This window comes from Halomonas sp. CnH100-B, assembly GCF_024124605.1.
GTDB lineage: Bacteria > Pseudomonadota > Gammaproteobacteria > Pseudomonadales > Halomonadaceae > Vreelandella.
Map to the genome: position 1 here is coordinate 240416 of NZ_JAMXRX010000003.1, position 17282 is coordinate 257697.

The window sequence follows — 17282 nt, forward strand, 5'->3', positions numbered from 1 at the left end:
CCGGCAACCAAGGGTGGGTGCTAGTATCGGCTTAAGACGACATTGGCGGGCCAACAGCGGCGGTGGCCAGGTCGATCCTGTGGCCCAGCGCGGCAAGCCGCTTTGGCTTGTGCTGGTTCTTAGTGATCTTTGATGGCGAGTTGCCCGATGACTGAGGTTTCCCTGCCTTTCACTCGTGAAGAGTATGCGAACCGCCTGTGGAAGGTGCGTACTGAAATGGCCGTTCGCGGCATCGATGTACTGATCGTCAGCGACCCTTCCAACATGGCGTGGCTGACCGGCTACGATGGCTGGTCATTTTACGTTCACCAGTGCGTATTGGTGGGGCTGGAAGGCGAGCCGGTATGGTTTGGTCGCCGTATGGATGCCAACGGCGCGTTGCGTACTTGCTGGATTCATCCCGACAACATCACCTACTACCCGGATTATTACGTCCAGAACCCCGATATGCACCCGATGGAGTATCTGGCGCAATCGATCATGCCTGACCGTGGTTGGCATACCGGCGTGGTTGGCATGGAGATGGACAACTACTACTTCTCCGCCAAAGCGTATCAGAGCCTATTGAAAGAGCTGCCCCATGCGCGGTTTATGGATGCTAACGCGCTGGTCAACTGGTGCCGGGCGATCAAGTCGCCCCAAGAGATTGCCTACATGCGCGTGGCAGCCAAGATCGTCGAAGGGATGCACTCGCGCATTCTTGAAGTGATCGAACCTGGCCTGCCCAAGAGCAAACTGGTATCAGAAATTTATCGTGTCGGTATCGAAGGGTTTATCGACGAAAACGGCAAAGTATTCGGTGGTGACTACCCGGCCATCGTGCCCATGCTGCCGACCGGAAAAGACGCAGCTGCCCCGCATTTAACCTGGGACGACACGCCGTTTCGTACCGGAGAGGGCACGTTCTTCGAAATTGCTGGCGTGTTTAAACGCTACCACGCCCCTATGTCGCGCACGGTCTTTCTGGGCACACCTCCCACCGACTTCATTCGTGCGGAATCGGCGCTATTGGAAGGGATCGAAAACGGCTTAGCCGTTGCCAAGCCCGGCAACCGCACGGCAGATATCGCCATGGCGCTGGGTGCTGCGATGGATAAATACGGCTTTGACCGTGGCGGTGCCCGCTGTGGTTACCCCATCGGGATCTCCTATCCGCCCGACTGGGGCGAGCGCACCATGAGCCTGCGCCCCTCGGATGAAACCATCCTGCAGCCCGGCATGACGTTTCATTTCATGCCGGGCCTCTGGGTCGATGACTGGGGCCTGGAAATTACCGAAAGCATTCTGATTACCGAAGACGGCTGCGAAACCCTGGCAAACTTTCCCCGCCAGCTGTTCGTTAAATAGCCGCGCACAAGACAAGGGACACACAATGACGCATCAACCGAACCAACTGCGGCCAAGCCCCATTTCCGCCACCGTTGATTTCGACGCCGACGGCGTGCAGCACGGCTTTTTAAAGCTGCCAATCTCCACCGATGAATCGGCTTGGGGCGCGGTGATGATTCCCGTCACGGTAGTCAAGAATGGCGAAGGCCCCACGGCGCTGCTCACCGGCGGCAACCATGGCGATGAGTACGAGGGCATCACCTCGCTGTTGAAGCTCTCCTCAACGCTGAAAGCGGAAGACGTGACCGGTCGCGTGATCATCGTACCCTGTATGAATACTCCCGCGGTGATGGCGGGCAAACGCACCTCGCCCATGGACAAAGGCAACCTGAACCGTAGCTTCCCTGGCGACCCTAACGGCACGGTGACCTCGCAAATTGCCGACTACTTCACCCGCGTGCTGGTGCCCATGAGCGATGTGGTGCTCGACCTGCACTCCGGCGGCCGCACGCTGGATATCCTGCCGTTTGGTGCGTCTCACGTATTGGACGACAAAAAGCAGCAGCAGGCAGCCTTAGAAGGTGCCAAAGCGTTTGGTGCACCTTACGCCATGGTGATGTTCGAGCTGGATGCCGAAAAGCTATTCGACACCGCCTGCGAGCGCCAGGGCAAAGTGTTTGTGGCCACTGAGTTGGGCGGCGGCGGCACCTCTACGCCGCAAAGCATTGCCATTGCCGAGCGTGGCGTGCGTAACTTCTTAATTCATTACGGCTTGGTAGCTGGTGACGTGGAGATGCCCAAAGGCGGGCAGATGTACCTCGATATGCCGGATGCCAGTTGCTACGTGCAGAGCCAACACTCCGGCGTGTTGGAGCTGTTAGTGGCGCTGGGAGATGAAGTGAAGAAAGGCCAAACCATCGCCTACGTCTACGACATGACCCGCAGCGGCACGGCTCCGGTGGCCTACCAAGCTGAGCGTGACGGCATTCTTATGGCCCGCCGTGCGCCGTCGTTGATCAATATGGGGGACACCCTGGCGGTGATCGCCGATGTTGTCGAACGCCTGGAGGCGTAGCCCCCGGCATGATGAAACTGGACCGTTTTGATCTCAAAATCCTCGATATCCTCTCCCGGGACGGGCGCATCACCAAATCGAAGCTTGCCGAGGCGATTAACCTTTCGGTCAGCCCCTGCTGGGAACGGGTGAAGCGCCTGGAAAAAGCCGGGGTGATCGAGGGCTACACCGCGCGCATCAATGCCGATGTGTTGGTGCCGCGCAACCCCGTGTGGGTACAGATCGAGCTCAAACAGCACAACGCCGACAGCTTTGCCCGCTTTGAGGCCTTGGTGATGCAAACTCCCGAGGTGACCGAGTGCGTGGCCGTTGGTGGCGGCGTCGATTATCTCGTGAAGTTCGAAGCCCGCACCATCGATAGCTACCAGCGCTTGATGGATAAATGGCTGGTGTCGGAGGTGGGCATTGAGCGCTACTTTACGTATATCGTGACGAAGACCGTAAAGCATGCGCCTATTGGTATTGAAACGGATACAAACGCTGCGCTATAGCGGATTATCCATATGTAAGGTAGACCGCTTAGGCAGATGAGAGGATTCGTCGCTAAGTTGCTGACTTAATCGAACACGGTTGCGGCCTTGTCGCTTCGCTTCATATAAGGCTGCATCCGCTGACTTGATCAACTGGCCTAGTTCTGTATCTGTACCCAGTGTGCCTATATAAACGCCAATGCTAATAGTCACTTTTTTCTCCTGGGTAGGCTGATGAGGGATGGCCAGTTCTACGACCTTGGAGCGAATGTTCTCTGCAAAGGCGAGTACATGGCTCGTCTGGGTGCTTTGATCTGATCGAACTATTAAAAACTCTTCGCCCCCAAAACGACATACCACATCGTCCGATCGACAGGCGCTACGAATAGCATTAGCAACGTCGCGCAGGCAGTTATCTCCCTCTGAATGTCCGTAAAAATCGTTAAAGGCTTTAAAGTGATCTACATCGATAATAATGGCGGCAATGCAGTGTTGCGCGTTGGGATGCTGCTGTAAATCATCCGCGTAGCGAGCCAAGCCTCGGCGATTGGTCAGACCCGTCAATGGGTCAATATGAGAAATCCTTTCGAGTTCTGCATTGCGGGCTGCCAGCTCTTCGCGAAGCTGCTCCACGCTGACGTTTTCTAAATAGAGCCGCAAAGATTCAGCAGAAAAGCGGTAATTGGCAATCAAGGTGAGCACCAGCATAGGAGCGCCCAGCGATAAATGATTAATGACGTAAATGCTTGTTGCGCCAGATAAAAACCAAATAGACGAGTAAAGACAAGCGAATACGAAAAGCGAGCTATAGAGACTCTGTTCGAAAGGCGGTGTTAAAACGATGGTCAGTACCATAAGAAAGACAAGGCCCGCATAAAAATAGCTGAGCACTCGCTCATTCTCAGAGCCAAGCAAAATGGCGCACCACACGACCGTTGATAAACAAATGACAAGGACGGCTGCTAGCTCTTTACGGCGAATCGAAACAGGGCGTTTGTAGTAGGCAAAGAGAAAAAATGTCACTGGAAGCATGACCAGACCGCGAAGCAGCACCGAGCGCAGAGCAATATCTGGCAGCAGATAGATATCTACCAACGTGTAGGAGAAATAGAAGATAGCGAGAAGCGTGGTCAGCAGCCGCAACGTCTTGATCCGCTCATCATGGCGGTCAATGTCGTACTTCTCGCGTACCGTCATCGCGCCCATGCGCGTTGACAATTGTTGATAGTAAGTGGGTCGGTACACAACATGATCTCCCGGCCTATAGGGCTACTTCAGCTTAACCGGGAATCAATAGAAAAGGGCAAGTAAAAGGCGGCTGCCACAATTTTTCGTAGTTTAAAGGCATTGCAGAGATCGCTATGACTGCGGGCATGCGTCATCACCAAAAAAAAACGTTATAAATGGCCTCGCCACAAAAAATGTGGCTGAAATCAGCTGCGCTTTCAAAAACACTTCAAGGCGGTTCTCCCTTACGCTAAGTACATCAATTCAGCGCGGCCATTGGGCCGCTGTGATAACCCTTTTGATGTGCACGGTGTGTCGCCCTTAATGGGCCTCATCGTACTGGCTGCAACCTGGGGAGGTTCCCATGACCACACTATCGACCACGCTCGTGAAACGCCTGGAAGACCCGCGCTTGTTCCGGCAGTACGCCTACGTGAACGGCAAGTGGACCCATGGTGAAGGCGGCCGCGAAGAGGCCGTCTTTGATCCTGCCACCAACGAAGCCATTGGCCATATTCCGTTGCTGGAGGCGAATCAAATCACTGCGGCGGTGGATGCAGCCGAAGCGGCCTTCGTTCACTGGCGGGCACTGCGCGCCGACGAGCGTTGCGAACGCCTGCTGGCGTGGTACGACCTGATTCAAGCCAACCGCGAAGACCTAGCGACCATCATGACCCTGGAGCAGGGCAAACCGCTGCCCGATGCCCGTGGTGAAGTGGAGTATGGCGCAAGCTTTGTGCGCTGGTTCGCGGAAGAGGGCAAACGCACCTACGGCGAGACCATCCCGAGCCACATTCCTAACGCATCGCTTGGCACCATTAAAGAGCCGGTGGGCATTGCCGCGATGATTACGCCGTGGAACTTCCCGCTGGCGATGATCACCCGCAAAGCCGCTGCCGCGCTGGCCGCAGGTTGCCCGGTGATTGTGAAGCCCGCCAACGAAACGCCGTTCTCGGCGCTGGCGCTGGCTGAGCTTGCTGAGCGAGCGGGCATTCCAGAAGGTATTTTCAACGTGGTGCTGGGCGAGCCTGCGGAAGTATCCAAGATTTTGTGCAGCGAGCCGCGTGTTCGTGCGCTCTCGTTCACTGGTTCCACCCGCGTTGGCCGTCTGCTCATCGAGCAAAGCGCGAACACCGTGAAGCGTCTTTCGCTGGAGCTGGGGGGCAACGCGCCGTTTATCGTCGGGCCAGATATGGACCCGAAAGAAGCCGCCTATGCGGCGGTAGCGGCGAAGTTCCAAACCGCTGGGCAAGACTGCCTAGCCGCTAACCGGATTCTGGTACACGAATCGATTCACGATGAGTTCGTGGCCCAGTTCACCGAGCGTATGGCCGCCCTTACCGTGGGCAATGGCCTGCACGGCGAAGTCGATCTTGGCCCGCTCATTCACCGCCAAGCGGTCGAAAAAGCAGCCGCGATTGTGGACGACGCGATCTCCCAAGGCGCTACGATGGTGGCGGGCGACCAGAGCCAAGCGCCGGGCGACAACTTCTTTATGCCCGTGCTGCTGACCGGTGTGACACCGCAAATGAAAGTATGGCGGGAAGAGAACTTTGCCCCGGTGGCCGGCATTACCGCTTATAGTAGCGACGACGAAGTGATCGAGATGGCCAACGACACCGAATACGGCCTGGCCGCGTACATCTACACCCACGATATTCGTCGTATTTGGAAGCTGATGCGCGCACTGGAGTACGGCATGGTGAGCGTCAATTCCGTGAAGATGACCGGCCCGCCCGTGCCCTTCGGCGGCGTCAAACAGTCCGGCCTTGGCCGTGAAGGTGGCGCGACGGGTATCGATGAGTACCTGGAAACGAAGTACTACTGCCTTGGGGCGCTGGGTTCCGTATCGGGTAGTTAAAAAAGAGAGCAGATACTTAAGGATCAAGGGAGGCTGGTTAGGTACTAAGCGAACCGTCTTTTTCAGGGCCGGAAAGAGCTCCATGCAGTTCCGGCATTCCCGCCATCCATGGCGGTCAGATGAAAAAGCCGAGCGCCCAGGGAGGGGTTTACAGCGTGTTCGTGTGTGCCTAACCAGCCGGAAGCCTTCACTATTTAAATAACCTCTCCACTTTTTGGGGAGGTTTATCGTACAGAGAGAACGTTATGAGCTTGCATCAGGATCTGATCGAACGCGACCGCAAAGTCACCTTCCACGCCTCTACCCATCTGCGCGACTTCGCCCATGGCGATTTGCCTGGCCGTGTCATCACCGGCGGTAAAGGCATTCATATTGTTGATAAAGATGGCCGCGAGTTCATCGACGGTTTTGCAGGTCTTTACTGTGTGAACATCGGCTATGGCCGCACCGAAGTAGCAGAAGCGATTTATAAGCAGGCGCTGGAGCTCTCCTACTACCACACCTACGTAGGCCACTCCAACGAGCCGCAAATCGAGCTGTCCGAGCGCGTGCTGAAAATCGCAGGCCTCAACATGTCCAAAGTCTACTACGGCATGTCTGGCTCTGACGCCAACGAAACCCAGCTCAAAATCGTGCGTTACTACAACAACGTACTGGGTCGCCCGCAGAAGAAAAAGGTTATCTCGCGCATGCGCGGTTACCACGGCTCTGGCATCGCGTCTGGCTCACTCACTGGCCTGAAAGCGTTCCACGACCACTTCGATCTGCCCATCGAAACCATTCGTCATACCGAAGCGCCGCACTACTACCTGCGCGCCGCCGAGCAGCACGGCATGACCGAGCGGGAATTCTCTGCCTACTGTGCGGATAAGCTCGAAGCGATGATTCTGGAAGAGGGCCCGGACACCGTTGCCGCCTTTATCGGCGAGCCGGTACTTGGCACTGGCGGTATCGTGCCGCCGCCGGAAGGCTACTGGGAAGCGATTCAGCCGGTACTGGATAAGTACGACGTACTGCTGATTGCCGACGAAGTGGTGTGTGGTTTTGGCCGTACCGGTTCCGACTTCGGTAGCCACCACTACAATATGAAGCCTGACCTGATCACTATCGCCAAAGGCCTGACCAGCGCCTACCAGCCGCTGTCGGGCGTGATCGTTGGCGATAAAGTATGGAAGGTACTAGAGCAGGGCACCGGTGAATTTGGCCCCATCGGCCACGGCTGGACCTACTCAGGCCACGCCCTGGGCTGTGCCGCAGGCCTAGCGAATCTGGACATCATCGAGCGCGAAAATCTGGTGGGTAACGCGGCGGAAACCGGCGCCTACTTCCAGCAGCAGCTAAAAGCGACGTTCGAAGGCCACCCGCTGCTGGGTGATGTGCGCGGCGTTGGCCTGATGGCGGCGCTGGAGTTCTCCCCGGATGCCAAGCAGCGCCTGCACTTCGATCCCGCACTGAAAGTCGGCCCGCGTGTTGCTGCGGCGGCCATGGAAGAGAACCTGATTGCCCGTGCCATGCCCCAAGGCGACATTCTTGGCTTTGCTCCGCCGCTGACCATCAACCGTGGCGAAGTAGACGACATGATCGGCCGCGCCAAACGTGCCATCGACCGCGTGACCGACGAGCTGGTGCGCTCCGGCGACCTGAAAACGGGCCAGCAAGAAGCGGCCTTCACGATCTAACGCCAGCGATCACCCGATTGGCGAAACACACACTGCCCGCTTGCTGCGGGCAGTGTCGTGTTAGCGCATCATCAGAAGCGGTAGTTGACGCCGAGACGAATATCGCGACCCGGCTCTGCCAGCCCCACGATGCCCTCATAACCGGGGATGTGCTCGAAGTCGGCGTTGCTAGCATGGTCCAGGTACTGTTTATCCAGCAGGTTATTGACGGTCAGCGTGACGGCGAGGTCGTCGCTTTGGGTGGGTAGCCAGCGAACGTAGGCATCGTGCACGCCATATCCCGGTTTACCGATGGTGCCTACCGAGGTATCCAGCGCGTCGATCCCCTCGACGAACTGGCCCCGCCAGCCTACCTGCCAAGCGCGGTTGACGTGGTAATCCACCTGCGCCGTCCACGTATCGCCCACCGTGTTACCAATACCGTTGTACTCATAGACGGTGAGCGGCTGGCCATTCAGTTCGATGTCGTTGTGATGGAAACTGAGCCCGGCGGAGAGTGACGCCCACTGGTAATTCGCACTGAGCACATAACCATTGGACTCTAGATCTCCCACGTTTTGGTAACGCGTGGGGCGACCCAGCGGGTCGGCAATGACGTCGTCGATAGTAGAGCGGTACAGCTCCGCGCTGAACTGCCAGGGGCCTTGCTCGAAGCGCGCTGCGAGTTCGCTGTTGCGAGCGTGTTCACCGCGTAAGTCCGGCGCATTGGTTGCCCCCTCTAACTTGAACGCGTCGTGCGCTTTGGGGCCCCGGAACGCGCGAGCATGAGCGGCACTGAGGGTGATCTGGTCAGTTACCATCCACTGGGCGTCGATATTGGGGCTAATGTCATCCTCGCGGTAGGAGAGGCCGCTGTTATCGGTTAGGCGGTAGCGGTCATAGCGGGCGCCTAGCCCCAATTGAACGTCATCGGTGAGCTGTAGGGCGTTTTGCAAGAAGACGCCAGCAATGTCGCCACTTTCACGCTCCTGGGTAGGGTTATCGGCATAGCCCGCCGTGACCTCGTCGTCACGATAATCAAGGCCGTAAGTGAGTCGATGGCTACCTACCCTGCTGGTGTTGGCGATGGTCAGCCCGGTGGAAGCGGATTCACCAAAGTAGCGTCCCCAGCGGTCGGCAACGTTTTGCTCCACATCGGCGGTGGTGTGGTACAGCGTGGCCTCCAGGTCGAGCCGCTGTTGGCCTTGCGGGCGCAGCCGATAGTTGAGCGTGCTGGTTTGGCGCTCGGCGTCCAGTGTGTAGAGGCGGTTGAAACCGCTCACGATCCACTGCGGGCGCTGGGCGCGTTCGCCCTCGTCCTGACGAATCTCGTGACTGAGCGTAAAACGCTGGGCGCCAAAGTCCCCTAGCAGTTTCACTTGCCCCAACTGTTGATTGGCCTCGGTACCGGCCTGTTCGCTGCCGTTGCCATCTTCATAACGCTGCTGGTCGCGTTCGACGAGCGTGCCCATGGCGCTCCACTGGTCGTTGACGCGTCCAAATAGCGTGGTACTGATACGGTAACTCTCTGGGTTGGTACCCGCACCCGCTGACAATAGCCCGCCTAATCGCTCGCCGTTGCGTAACAGGTCATCCGGGTCTTTGGTGACGAAGCGGACGCTACCGCCTAGGGCACCTGGGCCGTCGGTAGCTCGACCAGCACCCGTGGTGACTTCGACACGCTTGAGCAGAGCTGGGTCGACGCCAATACGTCCCGTATGGTGAAACAGGCTGCCGCTTTGCGCCGCGCCATCAATGGTGACGTTTAGCAGCGGGTCTTCGACGCCACGCACGTAAAGCTTCTGTGCAATACCGAGCGAACCCCCCACACTGATTTGCGGGTCTTGGTCAAATAGATCGCCTAGGTCGTCGGCTTGGTAACGCTCCAGCGTGTCGGCGTCTACCACGCTATCGCTGTGGTGAAGCGCTTCCGCCACGACGTGGACGGTGTTTAGCGTTGGCGACGACTGAGCAAAGGCCGCGCTGCTCATCAGCGCAGCGATCGTCAGGCCGAGGGGGTGACGTAGAAAACGAGCGGTTGACGGCATGATAACGAGGAGGCTCCCAATGTTTTTCTATTTGATTATTATTCTCGTTTGAGAGAGTGTCGTTGGCTACCGTTTTTACAACTGTTACAACTGGCGGCGGGAGGAGAATGCAACGTGCGGCTGGGCAGCGTTCTTTGGCAGCGTGATGACGTGTTCCAAACCGCCCTGGGGATGGTTACGCGTACTGATACCCCCCTGCACTGCCTGGATATGACGCAGTGCCAGCGCTAGTCCCAGCCCGGTACCCTCTGGGCGCGATTGCCGCGCCTCCGCCGTGCGGTAGAAGGGCGTAAACACGTGTGGAAGCTTCGACGCCTCTACCCCCGGGCCGTTATCGCGTAGCGTTAACTGATAGCTATGTGGCCCGGCGCTTAAGGTGAGTGTCACCGTCGGCGGTTTGGCGACCTCGTGCGGCGCAGATGAATAGTGACAGGCGTTGCGCAAAAGGTTTTCCAGCGCCTGGCCCAGCGCTCGCTGGTTGGAGTGCATTAGCAGAGCACTCTCGGGCAGCGACACGCACCAGCGGTGATCGGGATACTCAAAGCGCACGTCATCCAGCAGAGCATCCAGCAAATCGACCAAATCAAACGTGTCGTTGCCCACCGCCGGTGTCTCGTGGGTGAGCCAGGCCAGCGTCAGCGCGTCGTTGACCAACTGACGCATCTGCTGGCTCTCCTGCTCTAGGCGGGCAAGCGATGCCGGTGAGGTAGCGCCCGCTTTCATTTGCTCAATCGCCAAGCTAAGACGGGTCAGCGGCGCACGAATTTCATGGGAAAGGTCGGCCAACAGCTGCCGCTGGGCGGTAATGGTCGCTTGGGTTTTGCTCGCCATGCCATCGAACCGGAGCATCAGTTCGCCTAACTCGTCATGCCGGGGCGGTAGGTTTCGGTTGGCATGGGGCTGACCCTCGGCAATGGCCGTCGTGGCATCCTGCAGGTAGCGCAGTGGTCCGCTGATATGTCGATATAGCAGCCAGCCAATAGCGAGTAGCGTCAACAGAGGAATTAGTCCATTGACGAGCCAAATCATGCTCTTGAGATGGCTACCGGGGCGCATACGCTGGGGTAGGGTGATCAAGAAGTGGCGGTGGCCACCTGCGAAGGTAATGTCCATGATGGGGTTATCGGGAAAATAGAGGTGGATTGGCCATTCGATCAACCGGCCCAACCGATACCCCTCCTCGAACTGGGCGGACAGCGTGCCCCCCGCCACCGGTGTCACGCTGGAGGTCACCACCGCTGCCCAGGTGTTCTCTTGCGCTTGCAAAGCCTCTAACCAAGCGGCCAATGCGGCGTCATCGCCCGCGCGGTAAAGCGCTTCGGCCGTGGCTCCCCAGTCGGCCAAGGTGCGCTGATGATGCGGGGCAATCACGCTCATTTGCCGTTCTGCCCATTTTTCGAGTAGCGACGTCGAGATCACCAAGGCAAGGCCGCCGGTCGCTACGATGCCGCACACCTTCCAGAGCAAACGCCGTTTCATTGTAAGCAGTAGCCTTTCCCGTGTTGCGTTTGCAGTCTCAGCGCATCGAAACCGGCGCCGCTGAGCTTGCGACGAATACGGCTCACATGCATGTCCAAACTGCGGTCATACGGGCTGTAATCGCGCTGAAATAAACGATGATACAGGTACGTTTTACTCAGCGTTTGGCCTCGATGGTGCGCCAGCAGCCACAGTAAACGGAACTGTAGCGGAGTGAGTTCGACGGGCGTTCCTGATACCTTGAGTTCCACCCGTGCAGGGTCGAAAGAGAGGCTATCCACCTGCAAGCAGTGTGTGAGGTTGGCAGACTGCAGCCCCGTGCGGCGCAGCAACGCTTCGATCCGTAGTACCAGCTCCAGTGGGTGAAACGGCTTGGCTAGGTAGTCATCCGCTCCATGCTGAAGTCCACGAATACGCGCTTCTTCGGCACCGCAGGCACTCAGCATCAACACCGGTAGCGTGGTATTTTTGCGCAGCGCTGACAGCAGCTCTAAGCCGCTCATGCCGGGCAGCCGAACGTCCAACAGCAGCAGGTGAATGTCGCCCTCTAGCGCGCGTTGAAAGCCGCTGTTGGCATCGAGGCAGTGGGTGACACGATACTCCCGCTGGCTAAGTAAATGGGTCAGCTGTTCGCCGAGGATGGGATCATCGTCGATCAATAAAAGATGCTGTGGGGCAGACATGAGGAATTGGAAAACGCATTTTGCCAGTGAATGATAATAATGATTGTTTACATTCTTATTAGCAAGAGGAGACGCGAGGCGCGCGACATGAATGGAGGTTTTCGCTCGGCCCGCTACGCTTAACTCCATGGAGCCATCAACGTTGAGAAGGAGCCCGTTATGCAACCGGTACTCGCTTTTGATGTATACGGTACGCTAATCGACACCCTGGGGGTCACCATCGAGCTGGAGCGCCGCCTGAGCGATGCCAGCAAGGCAGGTGAGTTCGCCAAGCGCTGGCGAGAAAAGCAGTTGGAGTACAGCTTCCGGCACAGCCTGATGGGTGCGTATGTGCCTTTTGCCGAGTGCACACGAGAAGCGCTGGTCTTTACGGACCGCGCGCTACAAACCGGCCTGTCCGATAACGATCGTGACCATTTGATGGCGGTTTATGCTGAGCTGCCCGCTTTCCCCGATGTGGTGCCAGCGCTGGATCGATTACGCGATGCCGGTATTCGCTGCGTGGCGTTCTCGAACGGCACCGAAGAGGCCGTCAATCAGCTACTGACGCGCGCTGGGGTGAAGAGCCATATGGACGCCGTGGTGAGTGTCGATGCCATCAAGCGCTTCAAGCCCGACCCGGCCGTTTACGCCTATCTCCGCACGCGGCTGGAGACGCGACCGGAAGCAACATGGTTAGTATCCAGTAATCCGTTCGATGTGATTGGGGCCACCCACGCGGGCCTGCGCAGTGCTTGGATACGCCGCCACTCCGATGCACCGTTCGATCCATGGGGGATTGAACCCGATATGACGGTACCCGAGCTTGAAACCTTGGCAGACCGGATGATGCGCTAGGTTGGTATCTCGCGCTACCGGCCCCATAATGGAAGTGAGCCTTACTCTTAACTTGGAAGACGACATGTCGAAAAAAATCTACTGCATCGCGAGCTTCAAACCCAAAGCCGGTAAAGAAGAAGCCGTTTTCAAAGCGCTGCAGACCCTGGAGCCCAATACGCATCGCGAAGATGCCTGTCTGCACTACACGGTGACTCGCCAAATCGATAACCCGTTTGCCCAGGGCACGAGCTACCCGATCGTGTTCCACGAGATTTGGGCCAGTCGCGAAGAGTTCGAAGCCCACTGCCAGCGTAAGGAAATTCAGGACTTCTTCGCCAAGCATGTCGAGTCGCCAGAAGGCGATATCGAAGACGCCAACGTGTGCGTTTACACCGACGAGCCGTGGAATTTCGACGCTCCCAAGGTGTAACTCACGCTCAGCGTGTAGAATAGGCGAATGAAAGAGAGCGACTACGGAGCCAACATGACCGAAAAGAAGATGAACGTCGAAAGCTTTAACCTGGATCACACCAAGGTGAAAGCCCCCTACGTACGTTTGGCCGACATCAAAGAGGGCCAACACGGCGATCGTATCCATAAGTACGACCTGCGGATCTGCCAGCCCAACAAAGAGCACATGGAGATGCCCGCGCTGCACTCCCTGGAGCACTTGATGGCGGAAATGTCCCGCAACCATACCGATAAAGTCGTCGATATCAGCCCGATGGGCTGCCAGACCGGCTTCTACATCGCGCTAATCAACCACGACGATTACGACGATGTATTGTCGATCATTGAGCAAACCCTCAACGACGTACTCACCGCTACCGAAGTACCCGCCTGCAATGAAATGCAGTGCGGCTGGGCCGCCAGTCACAGCCTGGAAGGCGCCCAAGAACTCGCCAAAGGCCTGCTGGCCAAGCGCAGTGAGTGGACGGAAGTGTTTGCGTAAGCAGCCTTGCGTCGATTCAGAATGCAAAACGCCCCCTTATGGGGGCGTTTTGGTGTAAGGGTGCACGTCCCTGTGCATGAAAATCGGTCGCTCTAAATATGCGTATCCGCCGCCAACTGCTCGATGGAGTGGGCGACGCTTCTGGCGTCTTGCAGAATCTTGTTCACAATGGCGTCGATTTCGCTGACGCTGGACTGACTGGCTTTGCCTTGCTGAATGACCTGCTGCATGGCTTGCGTGGTGCGTTCGACTAGGCTGCTATTGTCTTTGAGCACGCGGGTAATTTGGTCGACGGCTTCAGTAGCCCCTTTCGCCAGTTGGCGGACCTCGTTGGCGACCACCGCAAAGCCGCGACCTTGCTCTCCCGCGCGAGCGGCTTCTACGGCAGCGTTCAACGACAGAAGATTGGTTTGGCTAGCGATCTTGGCAATCGACTCCGTGATCGTGTTGATGCTTTGCGACTGCTTATGCAGTGCATCGATTAGCTCTTGCGCCTTTGCCAGGGTTTGGGCAGCTTGCTCGGAGCCTTTCACCATTTCATCCAAGTGGTCCAGGCTATCCTTGGCGGTGCGTTCGATTTGCGAGGTGCTGCTCTGGGCCGAACTGATGGTGCCTGATGTGGCATTGGCTTTTTCGACCAGTGGCGTGATGTCGCTGGCGAACTTGACGACTTCGACGACATTGCCATCAGCATCCGTCACCGGGTTATAGGTTGCTTCCAGCCAGACCGTCTTACCATGGGCATCTACTCGCTCGAACCGCCCTTTATTGAATTCCCCCTTAGCCAAGCGTTGCCAAAAATTCGGCTGTTGACGGTAAAAGTCGGGTCGGCAGAACATCTTATGGTGCTGTCCAATCAGCGTATCGCGACGATACCCCATGACGTTTTCAAAGTTCTTGTTGACGTCCAGTATGTAGCCTTCGGGAGAGAACTCAATCACCGCCATAGAGCGGTGCAGGGCGTGAAGCAAGGCATCTTGATGTCGCGCTTCCTGGTGGCTGCTGGTGACCTCATTGGCAACTTTAAAAATTTCCGTAACTTTGCCAGAGCGCGAGCAAATCGGTAGATAGGTAGCTTCCAGCCATACCTCGTCACCATTCTCTTTGAAACGGCGAAAGCGGCCGTGATGACTTTCACCTCTGGCAAGCTTTTGCCAAAACTGCTGATACTCTGGTCGTTGCGCTTCGGCGGCATCGCAAAAAATGCGGTGGTGCTGCCCCTTAATATCCTGTAACCGACAGTCCATGACGTCCAGAAACGGCTGGCTGGCGTGTTTGATCACTCCCTGCGGTGTAAAGAAGATACAGGCAGTGTGAGTAAGCAGCGCTTGATAAAGAGATGCATTTAAAAAAGGAGTATGCATTGTTGCCTTCTCTATTTTCAGTGTTCCATACAGGAGGAGGCGCAAGGGGAGGCACCTAAGATAAACATGGCATGGTTTTTCTTGGAAAGGTAATTTTTATTAGCCGTGCGCGATGTTTTTTCAAGCCGAGCCTTTATCCACTATAGACGTTTTAATTAAAGCATCGGCCCATGGAAAATGTGAAAAAATGCAAACTTTCTTACTCAAGTGATTGATACTAATAGCCCCCGAAAAAGCAGTGGTTTTTACGGATTGACACTGCTGCTTGCATCGCGTGATAAAGTAAACCTAAGCTCATGATGTGGGCAATGAAGTCTGCGCCACCAGGGTATAACGTGATGCTCAACAAACGCTGGCAACACATCAGTCAATACAAATTATCCCCTGACGTCGATAACGATGCATTGGACAGGCTCATTGCGTCGGTCGCCGATTTTTTTGAGTTCCCCATTGCGCTGGTGTCCGTTCTCGGCCAGAAACAGTGGTTCATCGCCAAGTCGGGGTTGGACGTGGACTTCACGTCGTTAGAGGACGCGTTTTGTCGCCATGTGGTTGCCTTAAGGGCACCGCTGGTCATTGAGGACGCCAGCCAGCATCCTGATTTTCGTGATAACCCGCTCGTGCTAGCCGCTCCGCATATTCGCTTCTATGCGGGTGTTCCGCTGACCGCAGGTGGGCGTGAAGTGGGGGCCGTGTGCTTGATCGACAGCCGTCCTAATACGCTCTCCGACAAAGATTTGCGCTTTTTGGAGTCGCTAAGCTATTTCATAAGCGACTATATCCATCTGATTGATAAACAACGGGCGGGAATCAGCGATGGCGATTTCGCCATGATGATCGAGTCCGCAGACGTAGGCGTTTGGGACTGGGAGATATCCAACGACCACAACGTGTTCAACCAGCGTTGGTGTGAGATGCTGGGTCTGGAGAGCGATGAGGTAGAGAGCCGCTCTAGCTTCTGGAAAAGTTTGATTCATTCCGACGACTTTACGTCGGTCAACAACGCCATTCGGCGGCACTTGGCGCAGGAAGACGAGGTATTGAACGTCGAGTATCGGATGCGTCATGCCGAAGGCCATTGGCTCTGGGTGAACACCTACGGCCGAGTGGTCGCCAACGACAGCGCAGGGCGACCACTGCGTTTAACCTGCGTGACTCGGGATATTTCGGACAAAAAGAGCGCCGAGCTGCGTGAGCGAAAGCAGGTGCAGTTACTCAACTTCATGAACCGCGCCCAGAGCGTTTTTCTTCACGAAAAAGACATCCGCCACTCCTGCGAGCTGATCTTCGACGAGCTATTACATCTCGCAGAGAGCCAGTTTGGGCTGATCGGCCAGGTGCAAGTGCGAAGCGACGGAGAGAAGTCCCTGTTCATCCACGCGCTTTCGAACATCAGCTGGAGCGAGGAGACCAATGAGCAGTACCGTGCCTACCAACGGGGCGAGCTATTTTTCAACAACCTAGACAATCTGTTTGGCCATGTGGTGACCAGTGGCCATGTCGTGTTAGCCAATCGCCCTCGCCAGCATCATGCGTCTCGCGGGACACCCGCAGGCCACCCTCCCTTGCTGCGATTTTTGGGTTTACCGATCAAAATTGCCGATGAAACCGTTGGGATGATTGGGCTTGCCAATAAAGAAGAAGATTATACCGAAGAGGATGCGCTGTTTTTACAGCCCCTTTTAGATACATTGGGTGCGCTGTTTTATGCTTTGGACGTCGAAAAGTCACGTCACCATGCAGAACAGCAGTTGCGCTATCTTGCTGAAACGGATGTATTAACGAAATTACCCAATCGGCGTGCTTTTATAGAGCGCACATCGGCGTTTTATTCTCAGCTTAAATTTACTTTTTCTATTGCAGTTATTGATATCGACTATTTTAAATCGATTAACGACCAGTACGGACATCAGGTCGGTGATGAAGTGCTTCAAGAGGTAGCGTTCCGCTTAAGTCACTCGCTGCGCTCCGATGACTTGGTCGCGCGGCTTGGGGGCGAAGAGTTTGGTATCTGTTTATACGATACCCACGATGCCCCGACGTTGGAGCTACTTCGCCGAGCGATCGCCGAGACCCCCATCTTGACCAGCGAAGGCGCAGTACATGTCACGGTAAGCATTGGTGCCTGCCAAGTGAAGCCGAGAGGCAGCGCGGAGCACTGGGAGGAAGACCTTCGCCGTGCCGATATGGCACTGTATCGCGCCAAGAAAGAGGGACGTAATCGCGTTCGATGGCATATGCCGAGTAAGGAGACCAGTTTTACATAGGTGGGCTGGCGGCGCAGCGGTGAGTTGCCTAGGCTAGTGATTGACACCTG

The 17282-nt window shown here is 56.5% G+C and carries 14 protein-coding genes; 9 read left to right on the top strand and 5 right to left on the bottom strand.

Annotation, left to right across the window (positions count from 1 at the left end; genetic code table 11):
* The first annotated feature begins 147 nt into the window (after positions 1 to 147).
* From doeA to NH398_RS07860, 3 genes are read left to right on the top strand one after another with little or no spacing between them, the layout of a single operon-like run.
* Positions 148 to 1347 carry an ectoine hydrolase DoeA gene (gene doeA / locus NH398_RS07850; protein ID WP_159343045.1) on the top strand — a complete coding sequence of 400 codons (1200 nt, stop codon included), beginning with the start codon at positions 148 to 150 and terminating at the stop codon, positions 1345 to 1347.
* A 25-nt stretch (positions 1348 to 1372) separates the two neighbouring features.
* Complete coding sequence (doeB, locus tag NH398_RS07855; protein ID WP_253017690.1) at positions 1373 to 2404, top strand: N(2)-acetyl-L-2,4-diaminobutanoate deacetylase DoeB; 1032 nt, start codon at positions 1373 to 1375, stop codon at positions 2402 to 2404.
* 8 nt (positions 2405 to 2412) lie between these two features.
* Positions 2413 to 2895, top strand: a complete 483-nt coding sequence (locus tag NH398_RS07860; RefSeq protein WP_253017697.1) for an Lrp/AsnC family transcriptional regulator — start codon at positions 2413 to 2415, stop codon at positions 2893 to 2895.
* On the opposite strand, the gene NH398_RS07865 is transcribed toward NH398_RS07860, so the two are convergent.
* Positions 2890 to 4119, bottom strand: a complete 1230-nt coding sequence (locus NH398_RS07865) for a diguanylate cyclase (RefSeq protein ID WP_253017699.1) — start codon at positions 4117 to 4119, stop codon at positions 2890 to 2892. The two genes, NH398_RS07860 and NH398_RS07865, sit on opposite strands and share 6 nt — an antisense overlap.
* Positions 4120 to 4465: 346 nt before the next feature.
* Here NH398_RS07865 and NH398_RS07870 point away from each other — a divergent pair, with 346 nt between their 5' ends.
* Both NH398_RS07870 and NH398_RS07875 read left to right on the top strand, forming a co-directional pair.
* A complete protein-coding gene (locus tag NH398_RS07870; protein WP_253017701.1) occupies positions 4466 to 5962 on the top strand; it encodes an NAD-dependent succinate-semialdehyde dehydrogenase in 1497 nt (498 codons plus the stop codon).
* Between the two features lie 245 nt (positions 5963 to 6207).
* Complete coding sequence (locus tag NH398_RS07875) at positions 6208 to 7641, top strand: aspartate aminotransferase family protein (protein ID WP_253017703.1); 1434 nt, start codon at positions 6208 to 6210, stop codon at positions 7639 to 7641.
* A 71-nt stretch (positions 7642 to 7712) separates the two neighbouring features.
* On the opposite strand, the gene NH398_RS07880 is transcribed toward NH398_RS07875, so the two are convergent.
* From NH398_RS07880 to NH398_RS07890, 3 genes are all read right to left on the bottom strand, one after another.
* Entirely contained in the window at positions 7713 to 9668 is a 1956-nt protein-coding gene (locus tag NH398_RS07880) for a TonB-dependent receptor (RefSeq protein WP_253017704.1), read from the bottom strand.
* Between the two features lie 84 nt (positions 9669 to 9752).
* A complete protein-coding gene (locus NH398_RS07885) occupies positions 9753 to 11147 on the bottom strand; it encodes a sensor histidine kinase (RefSeq protein WP_253017706.1) in 1395 nt (464 codons plus the stop codon).
* Positions 11144 to 11830: a response regulator transcription factor gene (locus tag NH398_RS07890; protein WP_159343039.1), complete on the bottom strand. Its 687-nt coding sequence runs from the start codon at positions 11828 to 11830 to the stop codon at positions 11144 to 11146. Before NH398_RS07890 ends, NH398_RS07885 begins: the two co-directional genes overlap by 4 nt.
* Before the next feature lie 159 nt (positions 11831 to 11989).
* On the opposite strand from NH398_RS07890, the gene NH398_RS07895 reads away from it, so the two are divergent.
* From NH398_RS07895 to NH398_RS07905, 3 genes are all read left to right on the top strand, one after another.
* Complete coding sequence (locus tag NH398_RS07895) at positions 11990 to 12667, top strand: haloacid dehalogenase type II (RefSeq protein ID WP_253017708.1); 678 nt, start codon at positions 11990 to 11992, stop codon at positions 12665 to 12667.
* Between the two features lie 64 nt (positions 12668 to 12731).
* On the top strand, positions 12732 to 13079 hold the full coding sequence (locus NH398_RS07900; protein ID WP_062360950.1) for an antibiotic biosynthesis monooxygenase: 348 nt from the start codon (positions 12732 to 12734) through the stop codon (positions 13077 to 13079).
* Between the two features lie 54 nt (positions 13080 to 13133).
* Positions 13134 to 13601 (top strand): S-ribosylhomocysteine lyase, encoded by a 468-nt coding sequence (locus tag NH398_RS07905; RefSeq protein ID WP_253017710.1) that lies wholly within the window; start codon positions 13134 to 13136, stop codon positions 13599 to 13601.
* A gap of 92 nt (positions 13602 to 13693) precedes the next feature.
* Here the strand turns inward: NH398_RS07905 and NH398_RS07910 are convergent, their stop codons facing one another.
* Entirely contained in the window at positions 13694 to 14965 is a 1272-nt protein-coding gene (locus NH398_RS07910) for a PAS domain-containing methyl-accepting chemotaxis protein (protein WP_159343036.1), read from the bottom strand.
* A gap of 308 nt (positions 14966 to 15273) precedes the next feature.
* Here NH398_RS07910 and NH398_RS07915 point away from each other — a divergent pair, with 308 nt between their 5' ends.
* Positions 15274 to 17232, top strand: coding sequence for a diguanylate cyclase (locus NH398_RS07915; protein WP_253017721.1), 1959 nt, complete (start codon positions 15274 to 15276; stop codon positions 17230 to 17232).
* Positions 17233 to 17282: the final 50 nt, after the last annotated feature.